The sequence below is a fragment of the Sphingorhabdus sp. M41 genome, assembly GCF_001586275.1.
Classification (GTDB): domain Bacteria; phylum Pseudomonadota; class Alphaproteobacteria; order Sphingomonadales; family Sphingomonadaceae; genus Parasphingorhabdus.
Genome location: NZ_CP014545.1, coordinates 1,701,793 through 1,724,120, shown reverse-complemented (window position 1 = coordinate 1,724,120; position 22,328 = coordinate 1,701,793). Strand labels below are relative to the sequence as shown.

20 protein-coding genes are annotated in these 22,328 nt (G+C 56.1%); 12 read left to right on the top strand and 8 right to left on the bottom strand.

Annotated elements, in window-relative coordinates:
• The first annotated feature begins 43 nt into the window (after positions 1 to 43).
• Positions 44 to 763, top strand: coding sequence for a response regulator (locus AZE99_RS08185; protein WP_067199701.1), 720 nt, complete (start codon positions 44 to 46; stop codon positions 761 to 763).
• Positions 760 to 2,163, top strand: a complete 1,404-nt coding sequence (locus AZE99_RS08180; protein ID WP_067199700.1) for a sensor histidine kinase — start codon at positions 760 to 762, stop codon at positions 2,161 to 2,163. Before AZE99_RS08185 ends, AZE99_RS08180 begins: the two co-directional genes overlap by 4 nt.
• A 43-nt stretch (positions 2,164 to 2,206) precedes the next feature.
• Here AZE99_RS08180 and AZE99_RS08175 read toward each other — a convergent pair whose 3' ends face one another.
• Together AZE99_RS08175 and AZE99_RS08170 are read right to left on the bottom strand one after the other, a co-directional pair.
• Complete coding sequence (locus AZE99_RS08175) at positions 2,207 to 2,455, bottom strand: hypothetical protein (protein ID WP_067199697.1); 249 nt, start codon at positions 2,453 to 2,455, stop codon at positions 2,207 to 2,209.
• Positions 2,452 to 3,828, bottom strand: coding sequence for a M20/M25/M40 family metallo-hydrolase (locus AZE99_RS08170; protein ID WP_067199694.1), 1,377 nt, complete (start codon positions 3,826 to 3,828; stop codon positions 2,452 to 2,454). Before AZE99_RS08170 ends, AZE99_RS08175 begins: the two co-directional genes overlap by 4 nt.
• 198 nt (positions 3,829 to 4,026) lie before the next feature.
• On the opposite strand from AZE99_RS08170, the gene ettA reads away from it, so the two are divergent.
• On the top strand, positions 4,027 to 5,706 hold the full coding sequence (ettA, locus tag AZE99_RS08165) for an energy-dependent translational throttle protein EttA (protein WP_067199691.1): 1,680 nt from the start codon (positions 4,027 to 4,029) through the stop codon (positions 5,704 to 5,706).
• A 207-nt stretch (positions 5,707 to 5,913) separates the two neighbouring features.
• Here ettA and putP read toward each other — a convergent pair whose 3' ends face one another.
• The 3 genes from putP to AZE99_RS08150 form a co-directional block, all read right to left on the bottom strand.
• A complete protein-coding gene (gene putP / locus AZE99_RS08160) occupies positions 5,914 to 7,383 on the bottom strand; it encodes a sodium/proline symporter PutP (RefSeq protein ID WP_067199689.1) in 1,470 nt (489 codons plus the stop codon).
• Positions 7,384 to 7,658: 275 nt separating this feature from the next.
• Positions 7,659 to 8,417: an NYN domain-containing protein gene (locus tag AZE99_RS08155; protein ID WP_067199687.1), complete on the bottom strand. Its 759-nt coding sequence runs from the start codon at positions 8,415 to 8,417 to the stop codon at positions 7,659 to 7,661.
• Between the two features lie 299 nt (positions 8,418 to 8,716).
• Entirely contained in the window at positions 8,717 to 9,358 is a 642-nt protein-coding gene (locus tag AZE99_RS08150) for a carbonic anhydrase (protein ID WP_067203441.1), read from the bottom strand.
• 64 nt (positions 9,359 to 9,422) lie between these two features.
• Here AZE99_RS08150 and lipA point away from each other — a divergent pair, with 64 nt between their 5' ends.
• Entirely contained in the window at positions 9,423 to 10,376 is a 954-nt protein-coding gene (gene lipA, locus AZE99_RS08145; protein ID WP_067199686.1) for a lipoyl synthase, read from the top strand.
• Positions 10,363 to 10,848, top strand: coding sequence for a type II toxin-antitoxin system RatA family toxin (locus AZE99_RS08140; protein ID WP_067199684.1), 486 nt, complete (start codon positions 10,363 to 10,365; stop codon positions 10,846 to 10,848). The genes lipA and AZE99_RS08140 overlap by 14 nt, the downstream gene beginning before the upstream one ends.
• Here the strand turns inward: AZE99_RS08140 and AZE99_RS08135 are convergent.
• The 3 genes from AZE99_RS08135 to AZE99_RS08125 are packed head-to-tail and all read right to left on the bottom strand — an operon-like array spanning position 10,797 to position 13,023.
• Positions 10,797 to 11,312: a CinA family protein gene (locus AZE99_RS08135; RefSeq protein WP_067199681.1), complete on the bottom strand. Its 516-nt coding sequence runs from the start codon at positions 11,310 to 11,312 to the stop codon at positions 10,797 to 10,799. The genes AZE99_RS08140 and AZE99_RS08135 overlap by 52 nt on opposite strands.
• 15 nt (positions 11,313 to 11,327) lie before the next feature.
• A complete protein-coding gene (locus AZE99_RS08130; protein WP_067199679.1) occupies positions 11,328 to 11,846 on the bottom strand; it encodes a hypothetical protein in 519 nt (172 codons plus the stop codon).
• 4 nt (positions 11,847 to 11,850) lie between these two features.
• Positions 11,851 to 13,023 (bottom strand): bifunctional 2-C-methyl-D-erythritol 4-phosphate cytidylyltransferase/2-C-methyl-D-erythritol 2,4-cyclodiphosphate synthase, encoded by a 1,173-nt coding sequence (locus tag AZE99_RS08125; RefSeq protein ID WP_067199677.1) that lies wholly within the window; start codon positions 13,021 to 13,023, stop codon positions 11,851 to 11,853.
• Between the two features lie 92 nt (positions 13,024 to 13,115).
• On the opposite strand from AZE99_RS08125, the gene dusB reads away from it, so the two are divergent.
• The 7 genes from dusB to hflX all read left to right on the top strand — a co-directional run bounded on the left by dusB (position 13,116) and on the right by hflX (position 22,328).
• A complete protein-coding gene (gene dusB, locus AZE99_RS08120; protein ID WP_067199674.1) occupies positions 13,116 to 14,111 on the top strand; it encodes a tRNA dihydrouridine synthase DusB in 996 nt (331 codons plus the stop codon).
• A complete protein-coding gene (locus tag AZE99_RS08115) occupies positions 14,111 to 15,184 on the top strand; it encodes a two-component system sensor histidine kinase NtrB (RefSeq protein WP_067199672.1) in 1,074 nt (357 codons plus the stop codon). The genes dusB and AZE99_RS08115 overlap by 1 nt, the downstream gene beginning before the upstream one ends.
• A 14-nt stretch (positions 15,185 to 15,198) precedes the next feature.
• Entirely contained in the window at positions 15,199 to 16,620 is a 1,422-nt protein-coding gene (locus AZE99_RS08110; protein ID WP_067199670.1) for a sigma 54-interacting transcriptional regulator, read from the top strand.
• 180 nt (positions 16,621 to 16,800) lie between these two features.
• A complete protein-coding gene (locus AZE99_RS08105) occupies positions 16,801 to 19,005 on the top strand; it encodes a sensor histidine kinase (RefSeq protein ID WP_231862569.1) in 2,205 nt (734 codons plus the stop codon).
• Positions 19,006 to 19,024: 19 nt separating this feature from the next.
• Complete coding sequence (ntrX, locus tag AZE99_RS08100) at positions 19,025 to 20,407, top strand: nitrogen assimilation response regulator NtrX (protein ID WP_067199666.1); 1,383 nt, start codon at positions 19,025 to 19,027, stop codon at positions 20,405 to 20,407.
• A gap of 131 nt (positions 20,408 to 20,538) precedes the next feature.
• Positions 20,539 to 21,033 (top strand): RNA chaperone Hfq, encoded by a 495-nt coding sequence (gene hfq / locus AZE99_RS08095; RefSeq protein ID WP_067199664.1) that lies wholly within the window; start codon positions 20,539 to 20,541, stop codon positions 21,031 to 21,033.
• A complete protein-coding gene (gene hflX / locus AZE99_RS08090; protein WP_067199661.1) occupies positions 21,030 to 22,328 on the top strand; it encodes a GTPase HflX in 1,299 nt (432 codons plus the stop codon). The genes hfq and hflX overlap by 4 nt, the downstream gene beginning before the upstream one ends.

Below are 22,328 nucleotides of genomic sequence, written 5' to 3'. Positions count from 1 at the left end.
GGCGGTCCGTTTCTTTTTGTTTATCCTGTGATAGGGCGATCCGATGACGAACAAGATTCACATATTGCTGGTCGATGACGAAGCCACATTGCGCGAGCCACTGGCCGAATATCTGATCAAGCAAGGTTATAAGGTGCAGCAGGCCAGCGACGCGAGCGTCGCCAGATCTCTGCTCAACGCTTATGATTTTGACATAATCCTGCTCGACATCATGATGCCCGGTGAAGACGGCCTCAGCCTGTGCCGCTTTGTCACCGACAAGACCGATATCCCGGTCATCTTCATCAGCGCCAAGACCGAAGAAACAGAGCGGATCATCGGCCTGGAACTGGGCGCTGATGACTATATTACCAAGCCTTTCAGCCCTCGCGAACTGGTTGCCCGGATCAAGGTCGTTCTGCGCCGTTCTGATCGAGGCAGCGCCAAGCAAAATGGTACCACCGGCGGCGCATATCAGTTTTCGGGCTGGACGCTTAAATGTGATAAGCGCAGCCTGATCGATGCCGATGGCGTCAATATCTCCCTTTCCACCGGTGAATATCAGATGCTGCTGGCGCTGGTGTCCCGTGCTGGCAAGGTCCTCAACCGCGACCAACTGCTTGATATCACCCAGGGCCGCGAAGCCCATGCCTTCGACCGTGCCGTCGACAATCAGATCAGTCGGCTGCGTCGCAAAATCGAGAGCGACCCGAAAAACCCTGAAATCATCAAGACTGTCCGGGGCGGCGGCTATGTGCTCGCCGGCGAGGTGAAATCCCTGTGAAGCGGCTGTGGCCCAATAATCTGGTCGGACAGCTTCTGCTGGTCGTTGCACTGATGCTGTTTCTGGCTCAGGGCATAAACAGTTTTCTGCTCTATCGCGGCGCGCAAAATCAAAACCTGATCGAATCCTCCACATCCGCAGTCTCCCGCATCGCCTTCGGTCTCGATCGACAATCCGGCGATCGTCCGGCCCGACGAAACGGAGATATGCGCGCGCGGCGTTGGGGGCAGTTAAAATATAGCGATGAAAGTGCGGTTAGCGACGATATGAGGCGCTTGCCGGAGCTCGAAGCCCGGGCGGGTCAGGCCTTTGCCAATATGGGCATCTCCTTCTCCGATATTCGTGCCACATCGATTCGGGAGCTGACAGGTGACATGAGCGGCCATCTGATCGGTGCAAACCGGCGCGAGTGGCGCGACAATCCGATCAACCGGTCGATGGGCGGTAACCGGTCACCTTCGCAGACCAGAGGCTTTGTAATCATTTCGGCCCAACAGGCTGATGGCCAGTGGGTCAGCATCGCTTCCGTTGTTCGCGAGCGCACGCCCTTGTTGGTTCGGACGTTGCTTTTCCAGACAATCACCATCTATCTGCTGATGCTGGTTCCGCTGATCCTTCTCGGGCGCTATATTTCGAGGCCGTTGAAATCGCTCACCGCGAAAGCGCAATCTTTTCAGCCTGGCGAATCCGGAGAACTGACAGAGCAGGGGCCTCCCGATACACGGGAATTGATCCGCGCGTTCAACGACATGAGCCGCCGCGTCAACGGCATGATTGATGAAAAGGATGTGATGCTGGGCGCTATCGGCCATGATCTGCGAACACCGCTGGCGGCTCTGCGCGTGCGCGTTGAGAATGTTGAAGATGATGATGACCGTGAAAAGATGATCGCCGGTATCGAAGATATCGATCACACGCTCGACGATATCCTGTCTCTCGCTCGTCTGGGTCGCTCCAGGGAACATTCGGACCCGGTCGATATTCGCTCGCTGATCGAAACCATTGTCGACGAGTTTACCGATCTGGGTAACGAAGTCCGCTACCAGCGCGGCGACAAGCAAATTGCTCCCGTCCGCGAGACGCTGGTGCGCCGGGCGTTGCGCAATCTGATCGGAAATGCGATCCTCTACGGCAAGGCTGCGGATATCTCTGTGGAAAAGTCTGGCGATAGGTTGATGATACATGTCGATGACGACGGACCGGGGATTCCGGAATCCACAATCGAGTCGATGTTCGAGCCGTTTTTGCGCGGAGACGACTCACGCAATCGCGCTACCGGCGGCTCCGGACTGGGTCTGACGCTCGCACGCGCTATCGCCCGGGATCATGGTGGTGATATCATCCTCAAGAACCGGGACGATGGCGGATTGCGCGCAACGCTGGCGCTACCGGTCGGTTGAATAACGGTCGAACAGAATGGCGGCCAGCAATGTGGCCTGATGACTAGTTTTTCGTTGCGTCCGTAGGTGTCTCTACCGCTGGATCACCAATGCCCTCGGCGGCCAGTTCGGCATCAATATCCTCGGCCAGCGCCTTGACCGCTTCATCGGCGGCTTCTTCCAGGGTTTGGGCGTCCTGTTCGATTTCGGCTTCCATTTCGGCGATCGCAGCGTCTCCTTTTTCCTCAACCGGGGTTTCGGAGCAGGCCGCGAGAATCATCCCCGTCAACGCAAGAAGCGGAACCAGTCTCATTGTTTTGCCGGCATGGTGAAATCGGCATCGCTATTGGCGACTATCGCAAGCACCGTACTCCATGCTGCGACATTCTGCCGCAATTGCTCGGGGTCAATCTTGTCCAGCGTATCATCCGGCGTGTGGTGCAAGTCGAAATAGCGCGTGCCGTCCTGCTGCAAATCGATGATCGCCAGGTTATTATTGGCGATGATCGATTGAACATCCGCTCCGCCGCTGGCTTTCTGCGTTCCACGCCCGATCGCGAGTGGTTGCAAAGCCTGTTCAATCTCTTTTGCGACGGAGGTCGCGCTATCGGGAAAATTGAACTCGACCCGCCAGATCCGGTCGGCGCCAAAATCCGATTCCATTGCCAGCGCATGATTGTCGCCCGTGTGCGCTTCGCCATATGCCTTCCCGCCCCAGATGCCGACTTCCTCGGCCCCGGCCCAGAGCAGCCGGATCGTGCGCTTGGGTTGGCCTGCAGCCATGATCTGTTTTGCGGCGGCGGCAGTGATGGCGCAGCCCGAAGCATCGTCAATGGCACCGGTACCCAGGTCCCAGCTGTCGAGATGGCAGGCAATCACGATCATGCCGAGCGACGGATCGCTGCCCGGCAGTTCTGCGATCACGTTGCCTGATTGCTGCTGCCCGATATTCTGCGGGGTCAGCACCAGCTTGAGCTTCACCGCCTTGCCGCGAGCGAACATCCTCGCCAGATTTTCCGCATCGGGAATGGATAGCGCGCCCGCCGGTATCGGCGTCACGCCAGCTTCGAAATTGGTGTTCCCGGTATGCGGATTGCGATGATGGTCGGTTCCGGCAGAGCGAATGATGATCGCCGCAGCGCCTTTCTTGGCGGCGATATTCGGGCCGACAAAGCGCGCAGGGCCAAAGGCGCCATAGCTCGATCCGTCCTGGGTCGGCTTCATCTCATGACTGACAAAGGCGATTTTACCGGTCAGGCTGCCATCCGGTGCCGCAACCAGATCCGCCAGCGTCGGGAAATATACGACCTCGGCGGTCAGCCCCTTGTCGCCGGTGCTGCCGCTATTGCCGAGCGCCGTGATCGCCAGCGCCTGCGGGAAAGGGCTGACGACTGCCGCCGTTTCCTTGCCCCGTATCCAGGTCGGCATCAAATAAGCTTCGCTGCGAACATTGCTGAAGCCAAGCGCGTTCAGCTTGGCAACGGCCCAATTCCGTGCTCGCGCTTCCGCCTCGGTTCCTGCCTGGCGTGGCCCCACTTCGGTGGTCAGACCCTCGACAATATCATAAGCCACATCGTCCTGCAGCGCCTTGGCCTGCAGGGCCATCGGATCATGATCATTAGCCAGAGTGGCGGTGGACAGGGAAAGCGCGGTGACGCCGGCGAGCAGGGTGGATAATGTTTTCATGGACAGCTGACTAACCCGCCTTTTGCCATTTGCCAATAGTCTGGCCAATGGTCCCTTGCGACAGGCGGGCGGAATAGCTACATAAGCTATCAAACAAGCCCCATATCCCGTTGATACAGCGCTTGTCGGAGAATGCTACTCAACCAGCACCCTTCGACGGGCTCAGGATTAGCGGAGCCAATCCGAGAAAGAAGTCTAATGGCCGTCCAATATAGCTATGTCATGAAAGGTCTTACCAAGACCTTCCCTGGAGCCCCCAAACCGGTGCTCGACAATATCCACCTGCAGTTCCTGCCAGGCACCAAAATCGCCATCATCGGCAAGAATGGCGCCGGTAAGTCGACGCTAATGAAGATCATGTCGGGCCAGGATGACGAATTTCAGGGTGAAGCCTGGGCAGGCGAGGGCATCCGCGTCGGCTATCTGGCGCAGGAACCGCAGCTCGACGAAAGCAAGACGGTGAAGGAAAATGTCATGGACGGCGTCCGCGAAGTCGCCGACCTGGTCGCGCGCTTCAATGAGATTTCCACGATCATGGGCGACCCGCCGGAAGACGTCGATTTTGACGCGCTGATGGAAGAAATGGGTGAGCTGCAGGAAAAAATCGATGCAGTCGACGGCTGGACCCTCGACAATCAGCTGGAAATCGCGATGGAAGCCTTGCGCTGCCCTCCCGGCGACAGCCCGGTGACCGATCTTTCCGGTGGCGAGAAGCGCCGCGTCGCGCTTTGCCGCCTGCTGCTCGACAAGCCGGAAATCCTGATGCTTGATGAACCGACCAACCATCTCGATGCCGAAAGCGTCGCCTGGCTCGAAAAACATCTGATCGACTATGCCGGCAACGTCATTCTAGTCACCCATGACCGCTATTTTCTCGATAATGTCGTCAACTGGGTGCTCGAAATCGACCGCGGCAAGGGCCTGCCGTTCGAAGGCAATTATTCCAGCTGGCTGGATGCCAAGGCCAAGCGGATGGCGCAGGAAGAGCGCGAGGACAAGAGCCGCCAAAAGGCGATCGAGCACGAACTGGAATGGATGCGGCAAAGCCCCAAGGCGCGGCAGACCAAGTCCAAGGCGCGTATCAAGTCGTTCGACGATCTGGTCGCCTCGCAGGAGAACCGGGTGATCGGCAAGGCGCAGATCCTGATCCAGACCCCGGAACGGCTTGGCTCCAAGGTGATCGAGGCCAAGGGTCTGACCAAGGCCTATGGTGATAAATTATTGTTCGAAGATCTCGAATTTTCGCTGCCACCCGGCGGCATTGTCGGCATTATCGGTGCCAATGGCGCGGGTAAAACGACGCTGTTCCGGATCATCACCGGTCAGGAACAGCCCGATAACGGGTCGCTCGAACTCGGCGATACGGTCAAGCTCGGCTATGTAGACCAGAGCCGCGACACGCTCGACGCGTCGAAAAATATCTGGGAAGAAATTTCCGACGGCCACGACTTTTTTACCTTCGGCAAGAATGAAGTCCAGACCCGCGCCTATGTCGGCGCATTCAACTTCAAGGGCGTCGACCAGCAGAAGAAGGTCGGCCAGCTGTCCGGCGGTGAACGCAACCGCGTCCATCTTGCCAAAATGCTGAAAGAAGGCGGCAACGTTCTGCTGCTCGATGAACCGACCAACGATCTCGACGTCGAAACCCTCCGCGCCCTCGAAGACGCGCTGGAAAACTTCGCCGGCTGCGCCGTGGTCATCTCGCATGACCGCTTCTTCCTCGATCGGCTTGCGACCCATATCCTGGCGTTCGAAGGCGACAGCCATGTGGAATGGTTCGAAGGCAATTTCGAAGCCTATGAAGAGGACAAGCGGAGGCGTCTGGGCGACGCGGCGGACCGGCCGACAAGGGTGGCTTACAAGAAGCTGACGCGTTAATCTGAGCCCCTTCTCCCGTGAGGGAGAAGGATACAGAGCCTTATCGCTTTAGCGATTAGGCGGCGTTGGATGAGGGCGTTCGGCACTCTGGAATGTGGAACGCCCTCATCCAGCTACGACTAGCGAACAAGTTCGCAAGTCTTCGCATCCTTCTCCCTCGCGGGAGAAGGCGAGCGCAATCATTTCAGGAAATATCGACCGGCAGTATCAAACGGTGGCGGTTGGCCTTCCGGCAAGACTAACCCCGACAATTGCCACCAGCGCCGCGACAAAGCCCGGAATAATCTCGTAAACCCCGGGACCACCCAGGAACTCCTTGTTCCAGCCCATGGCGATCCACAGGATCACTACGCCGGCACCTATCACCAGTCCGGACACAGCGCCAGCGCCGGTCATCCGCTTCCAGGTCAGCGACAGCAATATCAGCGGCCCGAACGCCGCGCCGAAGCCGGCCCAGGCGTTTGACACCAGTCCCAATACCTTGCTGTCCGGATCGCGGGCAATATAGATCGCGACCAAGGCAACCAGCGCGACGAACAGCCGTCCGACATTTACGGTTTCCCGTTCGCTCGCATTCTTGCGCAGGAACAGGCGGTAGAAATCCTCGGTTAGCGAACTGGAAGAAACCAGCAATTGCGAACTGATCGTGCTCATGATCGCAGCCAGAAGAGCGGCTAATAAAAATCCGGTAATTAGCGGGTGAAACAATGTGTTAGCCAGCAATATGAAGATGGTTTCCGGATCCGCGAGCGCCAGTCCGTTCATCTCGACATAGGCGCGGCCGGTGATTCCGACGCCGATGGCGCCGAGCAATGCAACGCCCATCCAACTCATGCCGATGGTCCGCGCCTTCGCGACGTCCGGGACCGAACGGATCGCCATGAAGCGCACGATGATATGCGGCTGGCCGAAATAGCCCAGGCCCCAGGTGACGGCGGAGAGGAAGCCGATGAAGGACAGGCCTGCGGTCAGGCTGAGGAAATTCGGGTCGAGGGCGTCGAGCTGGCTGGTGATCGCACTGATCCCGCCATCGTCGGTCAGCACCACCAGCGGCATCAGCACCAGCGCCACGACCATGATGCAGCCCTGGACAAAATCCGTCAGGCTGACCGCCAGAAAGCCGCCTACCATCGTATAAGCCAGCACCACGCCGGCGGTCATCCAGATGCCGGTCATATAGTCGCTCATCCCCGTATCGCCGAACAGGCCGGCAAAGCTGGTCTCGAACAATTTGCCGCCGCCGACCAGTCCCGCTGCGGTATAGACGGCGAAGAACAGGACGATGATGATCGCCGAGGTTACCCGCAGGGCCAGAGCCTTGTCAGGGAAGCGGTTGGCGAGAAATTCGGGGATGGTGAGCGCATTGCCCATGCGTTCGGTCTGCTCGCGTAGCCGCGGCGCAACCACGATCCAGTTAACCAGCGCGCCGGCAAACAGCCCGATGCCGATCCATACCTCGACCAGACCGGCCGCATAAAGCGCCCCGGGCAGACCGAGCAACAGCCAGCCGGACATATCGGACGCCCCGGCAGACAGCGCGGCCACAGCGGGATGCAGGTTCCGGCCCCCCAGCAAATAGCCTTCGCTACTGTCGGTGGATTTGCGCCAGGCGTAAAAGCCGATGGCCAACATGCCAACGAAATAAAGGGCGAGTGAAATCAGGGCTCCGGTTTGCATCCGACGGTCATAGCGATTTTAACTTCGATGTCACCATCTGCCTTTCGGGAGGGGTGGACAGCTGCGAGATGCTACTCAGGCTTACCAGGAAAACAGACTTGTCGGCCTTCCCATCCTCCCTGCTTGCGGGGAGGGGGACCGCGCGAAGCGTGGTGGAGGGGGGTCGCGTCTGAACGCAGCGCCTCGGCCAACCGCCCCTCCGTCAGCCGTTCCGGCTGCCACCTCCCCGCAAGCGGGGAGGAAATGTTTATTCTCCCTCAAGGGAGAAGAAGCACTCACCGCAACCGTTTCACAAATAACTGCCCGTTTTCATCGCGTTTGGTTTGAAAGTTCGGAACCTCTTCGAACATTTCAGACAGCCGCGAAAAGCCGTAGTTGCGGACATCGAAACTCGACCGGTTGCCTGCAATCTTGCCGACTTCGCTGAGGCTGGCATAGCCTTCGGCATCGCGTTTTGTCGCCTGATAGGCGTCTACCAGCAGGTTGAGCAGTTCCTCGTCCACCTTGCGGCTACTCTCACCGGCGCCATTCGCGGCTTCGGGCTTGGCCGACGACTTGACGTCACTTTTACTGCTTACCCGGTGGCGCTTGTCCGCCTTGATCAGGGCATCGACATCGATGAAGCGGCTGCACGCCTGTTTGAACGCTTCCGGTGTCTTGGCGCTGCCGAAACCATAGACTGGCAGGCCTTCCTGCCGGATCCGCATCGCCAGCGGCATGAAGTCACTGTCGCTGCTCATGATTCCGAAGCCGGTGACCTTGCCGCGGAACAGCAGGTCCATTGCATCGATCGTCATCTTCATGTCTGTGGCATTCTTGCCCTTGGTCATGTCGAACTGCTGCTGCGGTTCGACGCCATATTTATGCAAGATATCGACCCAGCCCTTGAGCGACTGTTTCCGCCAGTTGCCATAAGCGCGGCGAATATTCACCGTACCGAGCTCGGCCAGCGCGGTCAGCACGGGATCGAGACCATTGTGGCTGGCATTGTCGGAATCGATCAGCAGGGCGATATTGTCATTATGTTGATTCATCTGATTAAGATGGACCGCGAGGGGAGGGTGTTCAAGTGGAAAAAATACTGTCCTACAGGGTGCCACATCGATTATGCTCTGAGCGGTTCTTTGACAGGAATAGCGCCAAAATCGTGCGAAACCCGATCGCGCGCGCACCCTTTTTTGACCCCGTTCAGGGAACAGACAATTTTTATTTTAACACTGTAAAGTTTGTAAAGTTCAAGCGAGGTCCGGTTTATTAAATAGCCCGGCAAGGTTTGACGCCCCCTGAAGAGCCAGACTCAAATCGTTGAAATTAATTCATTGTTCTAATATCTTCATTCCACAGCCGAGAATTTGTCGCTTTCTTCATCCAGAACATGCAACTTGCCCTCGGCAATCGCGAACCAGGCCCCGATCAGGCGAATCGAACCATTGGCCTCTTTTTCCTGAATGCAGGGAAATGTCCGCAAATTGGCCAGGCTGGTGCGGACGCCTTCATGCTCCATCGCCAGCTGCGCGGCATTGCTGCCGAGATCGCCATGATCATGCGCCACCTTGGCCCGGGCATCGTCTAGCAGGGTGATCCAGTCGGCGATAAATCCGCCCTTGCCGTGCGGCATGTCCTTCATCTGTTCGGAAAGCGCTGCGGCACAGCCGCCGCAGCTGCCATGGCCCATGACCACGACTTCGTCGACTTTGAGAAACTGTACGGCAAATTCGAGCGCCGCAGATACGCCGTGCTGGCCGGGAGTCGTTTCAAATGGCGGCACCAGCGCCGCGACGTTCCGGACAATGAAGGTCTCGCCGGGGTTGGTATCGAAAATCTGAGTCGGGTCAACGCGGCTGTCGCTGCAGGCGATGATCATCACCTTCGGGCTCTGGCCTTCCTTGAGTTCATCCCAGCGTTCGCGCTGCATTTTCCATTGGTCGGAACGGAAGCGGCGATAGCCATCGAGCAGATCAGTGAATTTTGTCATGTTTCGATCCATATCACCGGTTTAGGGGGTGGCAAGAGCGGTTTTCTTTCCCTATTTGATAGAAATGAACGAAATCTCCAAGATCATATCGCCAGACAGCCCGCCAGAGCGCCAGCGCAAGCCGGACTGGATTCGAGTCAAAGCCCCGATGGGGGCTGAATTTGAGAAAACCCGGGCGTTGATGCGCGAGCATAAACTTAACACTGTTTGTGAAGAAGCGGCTTGCCCGAATATCGGAGAATGCTGGACCAAGAAGCACGCGACGGTGATGATTCTCGGCGATGTCTGCACCCGCGCCTGCGCTTTCTGCAACGTCAAGACCGGCATGCCGATGGCGGTTGATGCGCTCGAGCCTCAACATACCGCCGACGCTGCGGCCAAGCTGGGGCTGGAACATATCGTCGTAACCTCGGTCGACCGTGATGATCTTGCCGATGGCGGTGCCAGCCAGTTCGTCAAGGTGATCGAGGCCTTGCGCCGGACGACACCGAAAACGACAATCGAGATTTTGACTCCGGACTTCCGCAACAAGACCGAAGCGGCGGTCGAGGCCATCGTTGCGGCCCGTCCCGACGTCTATAACCACAATCTCGAAACCGTGCCGCGGCTCTATCCGACGATCCGGCCCGGCGCGCGTTATTATGCCTCACTGCGCCTGCTGGAACAGGTCAAGCGGCTCGACCCGTCGATCTTCACCAAGTCGGGCGTGATGCTCGGATTGAGCGAACAGCGACTCGAAGTGCATCAGGTCATGGATGACATGCGCAGCGCCGATGTCGACTTCCTGACTATGGGCCAATATCTCCAGCCAACGACCAAACATGTGAAGGTCAGCGAATTCGTCAAGCCACAGGCCTTTGATGCTTATGCATCGGTCGCACGGGCAAAAGGCTTTCTGCTCGTCGCCTCCAGCCCGCTAACCCGGTCAAGCTATCATGCCGGTGAAGATTTCGCCAAAATGCGTCAGGCCCGCGAGGAGAAACTGGCGCGTTCGGGTGCTTCGAATGCCCGTCCATAGGGAAACGCGCGATCTGCCTTATAGCAACGCGCAAATGTACGCGCTGGTGGCAGATGTCGGCCGTTATCAGGAATTTCTGCCCTGGGTGGTCGGAACGCGGATCAGGGCCGACAGCGAAACCGAAATGCTGGCTGACGTCCTGGTCGGTTTCAAAGGCCTCCGCGAGCAATTCTCGTCACGGGTGATCAAATCGTATAACCAGTCAATCGATGTCGATTATCTCGACGGGCCGCTGAAGCAGTTGCACAATGAATGGCGGTTCCGGTCTCGCGAAGGCGGCGGATGTCATGTCGACTTCTATGTCGAATTCACCTTCAAAAACCGGGTGTTCGAGAAGCTGGCCGGCCAGATGTTCGCCAAGGCATTGCACAAAATGACCAGCGCCTTTGTCGATCGCGCGGGCGAAATTTATGGAAACAGCTATTCGCTGTCCTCGGGCAACAGCAGTTCGAGCGCGACAAGCACCGCCTGAAGCCGGATATCCGCGCGGCTTTTATCGTCGCCAAAATTCTTGCGATCGGCAACCACGTCATCGACGCTTTTGCCTTTTTCAGCCTTGGCAAACACCACAGTGCCAACCGGCTTTTTCTCGGAGCCGCCACCAGGTCCGGCGACACCGGTGATGGCAACAGCTACATCACAGCCTGAGCGTTCCAGAGCACCTTGTGCCATTTCCCAGGCAACCGCTATGGAAACCGCGCCAAATGTCTCAAGCAAGTCGCCGCTCACTCCCAGCATATTCTGCTTGGCATCGTTGGAATAGGTGGTGAATCCGCAATCGAACACATCGCTGCTTCCGGCAACCTCGGTAAGCGCCGCAGCGACCAGACCGCCGGTACAGCTTTCGGCGACGGTGATCCGCCTGCCAATCTTGCGGTTCTGTTCAATCACTTTGGTCGCCAATGCGACCAGCTCGGGGGGAAGAAGATTTTGCATCGGGGTGCGGTTAGCCTATTTCACTCCGGTTTCACAAATTTTAATCGGAGGGTTCTTGTCACCTTTGGCACCGATCTTCATAAACAACCCGATCAAACCGCCAAAATTGGCTGCGGGCAGTGGTTCCAGCAAAGTATAGGCCTCGCTGATTGTCGAGCAGCTTTTTGGTTTGATCCCGTCACTGACTATTGCCGTGAAGACTCCGTCAACGAAGGGGCGCACCGCTTCTATATCCATACGTTCCGGTATTTTGTCACCAAACATGATCCGGATACCGTATTTGGCCGTCGGCCAGGCCTGCTCTGAAGCAATGACATATTTCTGATAGGATTCAGATTTTTGCTGCATCAACGGAACATTCTGGTCCAGATACGGACTGCATTTCGATCCGGCAGCATCGAAAACAACCGGCAGGATGTAAGTGAACATGGCGTTGGCCTGTTCGGGTGAAACGCAGGCTTGCATTTCAGCAGCCTGAACGGCGCCGATGTTGAATGCACTGAGCAGAGTCACGCAGCCAGCAATTTTTTTCATTTCTCTAACCTTCCAATATAATCGTGGCTATGGCTTGTGCCGCTATGCCTTCCCTACGCCCGGTGAAGCCCAGGCCCTCCGTCGTGGTCGCTTTAACGCTCACTCTATCTCGGTCAAGATTCAGCATGGTTGCAACATTCTCCCGGATCGTCTCTCGGTGCGGTTTGATCTTGGGTGCTTCGCAGATGATTGTCATGTCGACATTCTGGATCACGCCGCCTTTTTCAGCAATCAGCGATGCAGCATGTTCAACAAACCGCGATGAAGCCGCCCCGCGCCATTGCGGGTCAGAAGGTGGAAAATGGTCACCGATGTCGCCGGCTGCAATCGTTCCGAGCAAAGCGTCAGTCAGTGCGTGGAGCAGAACATCGGCATCGCTATGCCCTGCAAGCCCGTTGTCATGATCGATTTTGAGCCCACCCAGCCACAATTCTTCGCCTGCAGCCAGTCGATGAACATCATAGCCCATTCCGGTTCGTATCTGGCGCATATCCTCTGTCCCTGTTTCGGTAAAATCGGCGGGCAATGTATATTTCTTGAGCGCTTCGTCGCCTTCGACGATCGCCACGGAATGACCAGCGGCCTGGAATATCTGCGCATCGTCACTGGCATCTCGGTTAGCATCAAAATTTTCATGGGCGTCGATGAGTTTTTGAAAGTCGAAGGCCTGCGGCGTCTGTACGCGCCACAGGCTGTTCCGATCCTCGGTCTGATCGAGCTGATTATTGCGCACACGTACCATCGTATCGACACTCGGGAGAGCCGGCATCACAGCTGATGCGCTTTTCAGCCGGTCGAGGAGACGGTCGATCACCTGATTCGACACAAAGGGCCGCGCGGCATCATGGACGAGAATATATTTGGCGCCACCTGCCTGTCGGATCGCCATGAGTCCCTTATAAACGGATTGTTGCCGCGTAGCCCCGCCGATCACGATTTTATAGGAGGAAAGCGGGGCAAGGGCCTGATTCAACTGATCTTCCTGTCCCGCTGCAACCACGATCCAGATTTGATCGATGTCGGGATGGGACAAAAATTTCTCGACGCTATGCCGGACCATCGGCTTCCCGCCAATGGTCTGGAACTGCTTCGGAACGTCCAAAGCTGCTCGCGCACCGACGCCGGCGGCCACGATCAACGCGTGAGTTTTGTCGGAAGGATTGCTGGCTTCAACCATGCAGCGCGATCTACTCTGAGATTACAGATGAAGCAATTCTTGCCTCGAAATTGATTTGGCGATAAGGGCTGCTTAAATTTTAGGCAGTAGATATGAAACTTGATCCCATCTTCATCGGCGATTTGAAAATTGACAGTCCGGTCATTCTGGCGCCGATGACCGGTGTCACCGATTTGCCGTTCCGTAAGCTGGTCCGGCGATTTGGCTCCGGACTCAATGTCACCGAAATGATCGCCAGCCAGGCGATGATTCGCGAAACGCGCCAGTCGCTGCAGAAATGCGCCTGGGATCCGACCGAAGAGCCGGTGTCGATGCAGCTTGCCGGCTGCGATCCGGTCACCATGGCGGACGCCGCCAGGCTCAACGAAGACCGCGGCGCGCAGATTATCGACATCAACATGGGTTGCCCGGTGAAAAAAGTCGTCAACGGCGATGCCGGTTCCGCTTTGATGCGCGACCTGCCTCTGGCGGCGTCCCTGATTAAGGCGACGGTTGAGGCGGTCAATGTGCCGGTCACCGTCAAGATGCGGATGGGCTGGGATCATCAAAGTCTGAACGCGCCGGAACTGGCCCATATAGCCGAAGATCTCGGCGCTAAGATGATTGTTGTACACGGTCGTACCCGTTGCCAGATGTACCGGGACAGCGCCGACTGGGCCTTTGTCAGCAAGGTCAAGCAGGCGGTTTCGCTGCCGGTCATCGTCAACGGCGATATTTGCTCGATCGAAGACGGGCAGGCTGCGCTGGAACAAAGCGGAGCGGATGGCGTAATGATCGGGCGCGGCGCTTATGGCAAGCCTTGGCTATTGGGACAGTTCATGCACTGGTTCAAAACCGGAGAGCGCCTGCCGGATCCCGACATCGCCATGCAATATTCGATTCTCAACGAACATTATCGCGACATGCTGAAGCTCTATGGCGAAGATGTCGGTGTCAAAGTCGCCCGCAAACATATCGGCTGGTACACCAAGGGCCTGACGGGCTCGGCCGAATTTCGCAATCGGGCGAATAGCGAAGGCGACCCGCATATAGTACTCGAAATGCTTGAGGAATTTTATACGCCCTGGCTGAATCAAGCGGCGGCTTGATGGACGGCTTTCCCCCGGCTGATCAGATTCTGGCCGGGCTTAGTCTTGCTCTGCTGGTCGTCGATTCGGATCACAATGTAGCCCGGGTCAATCCTGCGGGCGAAGCATTATTTGGCACCAGTGCGAAGCATCTGGTCGGTCGCAAGATCAATCATGTCCTGCATTTTTCCGATGCCAGACTGGACGCCGCTCTGACCGAACAGGAAATCAGCCTGACGGCGCGCGGCGTGATAGTCTTCAGCGATGACCGCAAGCTGGGGATCGTCGATTTCGACATTCATCCACTGGCTTCCAATGCCAAATGGCGCCTGATATCCTTGTCGCTGATGCCGCAGGATGGCCCAATTCTGGAGAATGAAAATAACGACCCGTCCAATCTCGCCATCCGCGCGCCGGACATACTCAGCCACGAGATCAAAAACCCGCTGGCAGCCATCAAGGGCGCGGCGCAATTGCTCGATCGTCAGCTGGATGAAACCCAAAAACCCCTGACCCAGATGATTACTGCAGAAGTGGAACGGGTGGTCAACCTGCTCAACCGCATGCAGACCCTGTCCTCCAATCAGCCTGCTCAGACCAAGGCGGTCAATATCCACACCCTGATCGACCGCGCCCGTCGCTCGATCGAAGCGGCGACTGGCCAGGCCGTGAAAATAAACGACAAGTTCGATCCTTCGCTCCCCGATGCTTTGATTGATCCGGACGCGATGATGCAGGTCTTGACCAATTTGCTGGCCAATGCCGTCGACGCCACCAAACATCTCTCAAGCCCGCAAATTCGCATCATCACCCGCTACAGCTTTGGAGCCTCCCTCTCGGCCCAGGGGCAGACCGAAGCGATCCGGCTGCCGATCCAGATCATGGTCTGCGACAATGGCCCCGGCGTTCCGGCAGAGTTGGAGCGGGAGATTTTCTCGCCCTTTGTCTCGACCAAGAAAGAGGGGCAGGGCCTCGGCCTCGCTCTGGTGAAGAAGCTGATGCGCGATATGAACGGCCGTATCCGCTATGACCGCGAAAATCAGGACGAGATGAGCCGGTTCACTCTTTTTCTTCCCGTTGCACCGAAAAACTGACGTCAGGACAAATCATGGCCCATGAAAAAATCATATTAGTAGAAGATGATCTTTCGGTCAGCCACGTCATCATCACCGCCTTGCGTGCCGAGGGTTATGACGTTGAAAATTGCAAGTCGATCACCGAGCGCGATGCGCTGATGGCCAGCAGCCATTATGATCTGCTACTTACCGACGTCGGCCTGGGTGAGGGCGAGGGAGACGGCATCTCGTCTCTCGGGAGCGTGAAGGCGACCCATCCCGATATCCCGATCATTATCATTTCCGCGCAGAATACCCTCAACACTGCGGTTCGCGCTTCCGAGACCGGTGCGTTTGAATATCTGCCCAAACCTTTTGATCTCGACGAACTGGTACAAGTCGTGGGGCAGGCATTGAAGCCCAAGAATATTCAGCCGATCGAACCGTCCATGGATGAAGAAAGCCTGCCGCTGGTCGGCCGCAGCCCGGCGATGCAGGATGTCTATCGAATGATCGCGCGATTGTTGAAGAACGATCTGTCGGTCCTCGTCCTCGGGGAATCTGGCACCGGCAAGGAACTGGTCGCCGAAGCCATTCACGGTCTCGGACACCGAAAATCCGGTCCGTTCATCGCGGTCAACATGGCTGCAATCCCCTCGGAATTGATCGAAGCCGAATTGTTCGGCCATGAAAAAGGCGCCTTCACCGGCGCCGTAGCCAGCGCGTCGGGGAAATTTGAACAGGCACAGGGCGGCACACTTTTCCTCGACGAGATTGGCGACATGCCGATGCATGCCCAAACGCGCCTGTTGCGAGCGCTGCAGTCGGGTGAAATCAATAGAGTGGGCGGCAAAGGGCTGGTCAAGCTCGACGTCCGGATCATAGCTGCCACAAACCATGATTTTCTCGAACTGATCGAACAAGGTAAGTTTCGCGAAGACCTTTATTACCGCATCAACGTTGTTCCGATCGAATTGCCTCCGCTAAGGGAACGCGCCAGCGATATTCCGGCGCTAACCAATCATTTTCTCAAACTCGCGGTGACCGAAGGTCTGCCTCACAAGCAGATTTCTCAAGAGGGCATGAACCTGCTTTGCCATCATTATTGGCGGGGCAATGTTCGTGAACTCAAGAATGTCATTTATCGCCTTGTCGTGACCGGCAGGGAAGAGACACTTTCCGAAGACGCCATCCGCCAGATCCTGGCTACGGAGCGCGGTGAAGACCGGGTCGAATCCACAAACATGGAATTCGAAGGCCATATCAAGTCTATTGTATTGGGTTTGATGGCAGCGCCTGAAAAGGAAAATCTATATGCACAGGCGCTGGAAAAATTTGAAAAACCCTTGCTGATCGAGATGATGCATCACGCCCATGGCAATCAGATCAAGGCGGCCAAAATTCTCGGGATAAATCGCAATACATTGCGCAAGAAACTCAACGAATATCAGATTGATCCTACCCAATCCAAATAAAATATCGCGACGAACTGACGCTTTGATTCGCCGAACCGTGATATATTTGCAATATTAGTGCTTTTCCTGCAACGAAACTGTTGTATTGAAAGCACAATGACGGTTTCAAACCAAAATTCGGTCCAGCGTGTCCCCAATTGGCTACGGCGGCTCGCGCTCATGACAGAAAAAGAAGCCGTCATGAGACGGGTTGAGTGGATCGTGTTGCTCCTGTTTGGCGCAATAATGCTTGGCACATATTTCCTGCTCAGCGGACAATCCAATCAAACCGATTTCATCTCTCCTCCATTGACTGCCGCACTGCTGGTTGCAAATCTGATCCCGGCTATCACGCTGCTCGTCCTCTTCGGTCGGCGCATCGCCAAGGGAAGGGCGGCCAAATCATCAATCGGCAGCAAGGGCCGTCTGCACGTCCGACTGGTCGCCTTATTCTCCCTGGTCGCCAGCATTCCGATGGTGTTGGTCGTGATCTTCGCTTCGCTGCTGTTTCAATATGGTGTCGAATTCTGGTTTTCGGACCGCGCCCGCGGCATGTTGGAAAATGCCAATGATCTGGCCCGCGGCTATTATGAACAAAATCAGCGCGACCTGGGTGAAGAAACAATCACCATGGCCAATGATTTACGCAATTATTTGCAGCAGGCTGATCTGGAAAGTCCGGAATTCGCCGAAGGCTATGTTTTTCAGGTGTTATCGCGAAAACTCAATGAATCGGCCATTATCGAATATGGCACCGATGGCGTAGCGAGAACGGCAGCGGCCGTTGATCCTGATGACGGGGATCAGCAGCCTAAAATAACCGATGCGGTACTGAAGCAGCTTCAGCAGGGGCAAGGATATGTCGTAACGGCCCGTCCGAACAAGATTGAAGCGGTGACCGCGCTTGATCTCGAATCGCGTATATTTCTCTACGCTGCACGGGACTCCGATATGCTGGCGCTCAGTCAGTGGGAGAGGGCCCAATCGGTGCTGGCCGATTATGAAGTGCTTTTTTCAAGATCCAGAAGCCTGCAACTTCAGTTCAACATCGCCTTGTTCGTCATATCTCTTCTCATCGTCGGGCTGGTATTATGGATTGCGTTGCTGGTTGCAGACCGGATGGTAAAGCCGGTCAGCAATCTCGTTCACGCGGCCAAGCGGGTGACCGAGGGAGACCTCGCGACCAGAGTGCCCACGACTTTTGAAAATGACGAGATTGGAACCTTGGGCCGTGCTTTCAACCGCATGACCGAGCGGCTGGAGACGCAAACCACTGCGTTGATTACAGCAAATGAGCAATTGGGGAGCCGGCGAGCGTTTATCGAGGCCGTGCTCGAATCCGTGACCGCCGGTATCATCAGTCTGGATGAAAAAGGCGAGATCAGGCTGGTCAATTCCCAAGCCCAATCGCTGCTTTCAAAACCTATTGATGATCTGCTTGATGTCGACATAGGCAAAGCGGCTCCGCAATTTGCCGCGCTCATTCAGGACGGCGTGGAAAATAGCATCATCGAATTTGCTTCCGATTCAGACATGCGGACATTAGCGGTGAAAATAGTTGGTGGCCCGACCGGACATGTGATTACCTTCGAAGACATAACCCAGCAATTGCTCGATCAACGGCGGGCTGCTTGGTCGGATGTCGCGAGACGCATCGCGCATGAAATCAAAAATCCTTTGACCCCGATTCAATTGGCCGCGGAACGATTGCAGCGCAGATTCGGGGCGCGGATAACAGACGATGCTGCCATATTTGAAAATCTGACCAACACGATTGTTCGTCAGGTTGGGGATTTGAGAAATATTGTCGATGAGTTTTCATCCTTCGCTAGGATGCCAAAACCGGTTTTCCGGGAGGAGAATCTCGATGATATATTGAAGCAGGCGCTGTTCATGCAGGATGTCGCATGGCCGTCCATCACCTTTAATTTCGTGGCTGATGATCAACCAATTTCGCTGGTGTGTGATCGCCGACAATTGGGGCAGGCTCTCACCAATATCATCAAAAATGCCGCGGAAGCGATTCAACAACGGGCCGAAACCAGCCCTGACTTTCAAGTGTCTGATGGCATGATCGAACTAGCCGTGCGGTCAGAAAATCAGCTGGTCGTCATTGAATTGACGGACAATGGAATCGGCTTGCCGATCGAGCGCGACCGGATCGTCGAGCCTTATATGACGACCCGGGCTAGCGGTACCGGATTGGGTCTCGCGATCGTCAAAAAAATAGTCGAGGAACATTTTGGCGAGATGAAGTTCGATGATGCGCCAAATGAGGGCACCAGAGTGACCATCCGGCTCAGCCCCACGAAATTGGCGCGATTATCGCATGCCACTGCCAAAGATTCCGGGGGGATGCAGTCCGGTTCTGACGAGAGTGACGTTCAAACAGTAGAAATTGAATAATAGAGATTAGAGGTTCAACATGGCGTTAGATATTTTAGTTGTCGACGATGAACCCGATATTCGTGATCTGATATCCGGTGTTCTGGAAGATGAGGGCTACACCACCAGGGTAGCCGCTGACAGTGATGCGGCTCTTGCTGCGGTCAACGAGCGGAGGCCTTCGCTGGTGCTGCTGGATGTCTGGCTCAGAGGGTCGCGTCTGGACGGTCTCGAGCTGCTGACCGAATTGAAGCAGCTCGACGCCAAAATGCCGATCATCGTGATCTCTGGCCACGGCAATATCGACACCGCGGTCGCCGCGATATCGCAAGGCGCCGTCGATTTTATCGAAAAACCCTTCGAGGCCGAACATCTGCTGCATCTCGTGGCAAGATCGACCGAGACGGAACGTCTTCGCCGGGAAAACGAAATTCTCAAAGCACGTGTAGGCTTCGCTGACGAGTTGACCGGCAATTCGGCCGCTGTGAATAATGTGCGCGCTACGTTGAAACGGGTTGCCGGCACCGGCAGTCGCTTGCTCATTTCCGGTCCGGCGGGGGTCGGGAAAGAAGTTGCAGCCCGGCTGATGCATAATTGGAGCTCACGGTCCAATGCCGCCTTTGTGACCATCAGCGCGGCACGCCTCTCTCCTGAAAGCGTCGAAGAGGAGCTTTTCGGCACCGAACGCAATGGCAAGGTCGAGAAGACCGGCCTGATGGAAGAGGCGCATGGCGGGACATTGTTTATCGATGAAGTCGCCGACATGCCGCTCGACACCCAGGGCAAGATATTGCGGGTGTTGACCGAGCAAAGTTTTAACCGGCTGGGCGGTTCCCAGAAGGTCAATGTCGACGTTCGGGTTGTATCTGCAACATCGCGGGATCTTGAGGTAGAGATCCGCGAAAAGCGGTTCAGGGAAGATTTGTTCTACCGGCTCAACGTTGTGCCGGTGATATTGCCACCCCTGAACCAGCGGCGCGAAGATATTCCGGTGCTGGTTGAACATTATGCAGCCCGCTTTGCCGCCGAGCAGCGGCTGCATCCTCCGGAAATCTCCGATGAAGCAATGGCTGCACTTCAGGCCTGCGACTGGCCTGGCAATGTCAGACAATTGCGAAACGTTGTCGAGCGCACAATAATATTAGCTCCCAAGGATAATTTCAGCAAAATCGAGGTGGAAATGCTGCCGCCGGAAGTGCTCGGCAATGACGATGATCTCGACCAGGGCGTCGCTTCTCTAATGGGGTCGCCTTTGAGAGAGGCGAGGGAGAGTTTCGAACGGGAATATCTGAAAGTGCAGATCAGGCGGTTCTCCGGCAATATTTCCAAAACCGCCAATTTCATTGGTATGGAAAGGTCCGCGCTGCACCGAAAATTGAAAATATTAGGGCTCGCTTCCCGGAAGAAACCGGATGCCGAGTGACCTTGACGGTAAAGCGGTTGTCGTGAACCCGCGAATCCCATATATGAAAAAAGCAGGTCCACAAGAAGACAGATGCCACCGCATAAATCATAAAATGCTGTCGTAAAGATAGCCAATAACTGGAGTCAAATATGACCGATAAATCGAATAATTTGCAGGATTTATTCCTGAACTCCCTCCGGAAATCAAAAACCCCCGTGACGATGTTCCTCGTTAAAGGCGTGAAGCTTCAGGGAATTGTCACCTGGTTCGACAATTTTTCTGTCTTGCTCCGCCGTGACGGACAATCACAACTCGTCTATAAACACGCTATTTCCACGATCATGCCATCGGACGCGCTCGACACACAGCCGTTTGCCGACCTGATGGACAATGCGAAGACCAGAGCAGGGGTGCTGCAAGAGGTGTTCCTTACTGCGGTCCGGGACAGCAATGATCCGGTCACGATGTTTCTGGTCAATGGCGTGATGCTGCAGGGTGAAGTGTCAGCCTATGATCTATTCTGCATCTTGCTCGAACGGGAAGGCTTGTCGCAGCTGGTCTACAAACATGCCATATCTACCGTGCAGCCTGGCGGGCCGCTGAATCTGGCCGACTATAATAATGCAGATGATGGTGCGCATTGATACCTTTTGAAAAGGAAAGCCTCGACAGCAAGAGCCGCCGGGCACTGATCGTACATCCGGACATGGTGTCGCTTAGCCAGTCCGAGCTGGAAAACCGTCTGGAGGAAGCAGTTGGTCTTGCAGCAGCCATCGGCTTGGTCGCAACAGCTTCCCATGCTTTTTCGGTTCGCAAACCCAAGCCGGCGACATTGTTCGGATCGGGTCAGGTAGACCAGATCCGCAAGATGATGGAGGAGCAAGAGGCCTCGATATTGATCGTCGATGGCAGCTTGAGCGCCATTCAGCAGCGAAACCTGGAGGAAAAGCTGGACGTCAAGGTCATCGACCGGACAGGCCTCATTCTGGAGATATTCGGTGCCCGGGCAGCGACGGCGGAAGGCCGGCTGCAAGTCGAACTCGCGCATTTGGACTATCAGGCGGGCCGTCTCGTGCGCAGCTGGACCCATCTCGAACGGCAGCGCGGCGGTTTCGGTTTTCTCGGCGGACCGGGGGAAACCCAGATCGAATCGGATCGCCGGATGATTCGTGATCGCATGGCCAAATTGCGCAAGGACCTTGCCCATTTGCGCAAGACCCGCGCGCTGCACCGCGAACGGCGTCAGCGCGCGCCCTGGCCGGTTATTGCCCTGGTCGGTTACACCAATGCCGGAAAATCGACCTTGTTCAATCGGCTGACCGGCGCTGATGTTTTTGCCGAGGATCTGCTGTTCGCCACCCTCGATCCGACCATGCGGGAATTCCCGTTACCCGGCTACGACAAGGCCATTTTGTCGGATACAGTAGGATTTGTATCGGACCTGCCAACCCAATTGGTCGCCGCTTTCCGGGCCACGCTGGAAGAGGTGAGCGCTGCGGACATCGTGGTTCATGTCCGTGATATATCGCATGAAGCAAGCGATGCACAGGCCCGGGATGTCAGGCAAATATTGGCAGAACTAGGGGTGTCCGAAGAAGCAGGAGAGGGGCCTCCCGTGATCGAAGCCTGGAACAAGATCGACAAGATTTCAGTCGATGATCCGGAATATTCCCGTATTTCACCCCCTTTACCGGAAAATGTCTGCACGATCTCCGCCGAAACCGGAGCTGGCGTCGATACGCTGGTCAAGCTTATCGCAAAGACCCTTTCGGAAGGCTATAAGTCCGAACGGATAGTGATTGCGGCGTCTGATGGCAAACGGATGGCATGGCTGCACGAAAACGGTCGGGTATTGAACAGCGAACAACAAGGGGATGATCTGCTGCTGGAGGTAGAAATGTCACCGCGAAACTGGGGCAGGTATCACGCTCTTGACTGA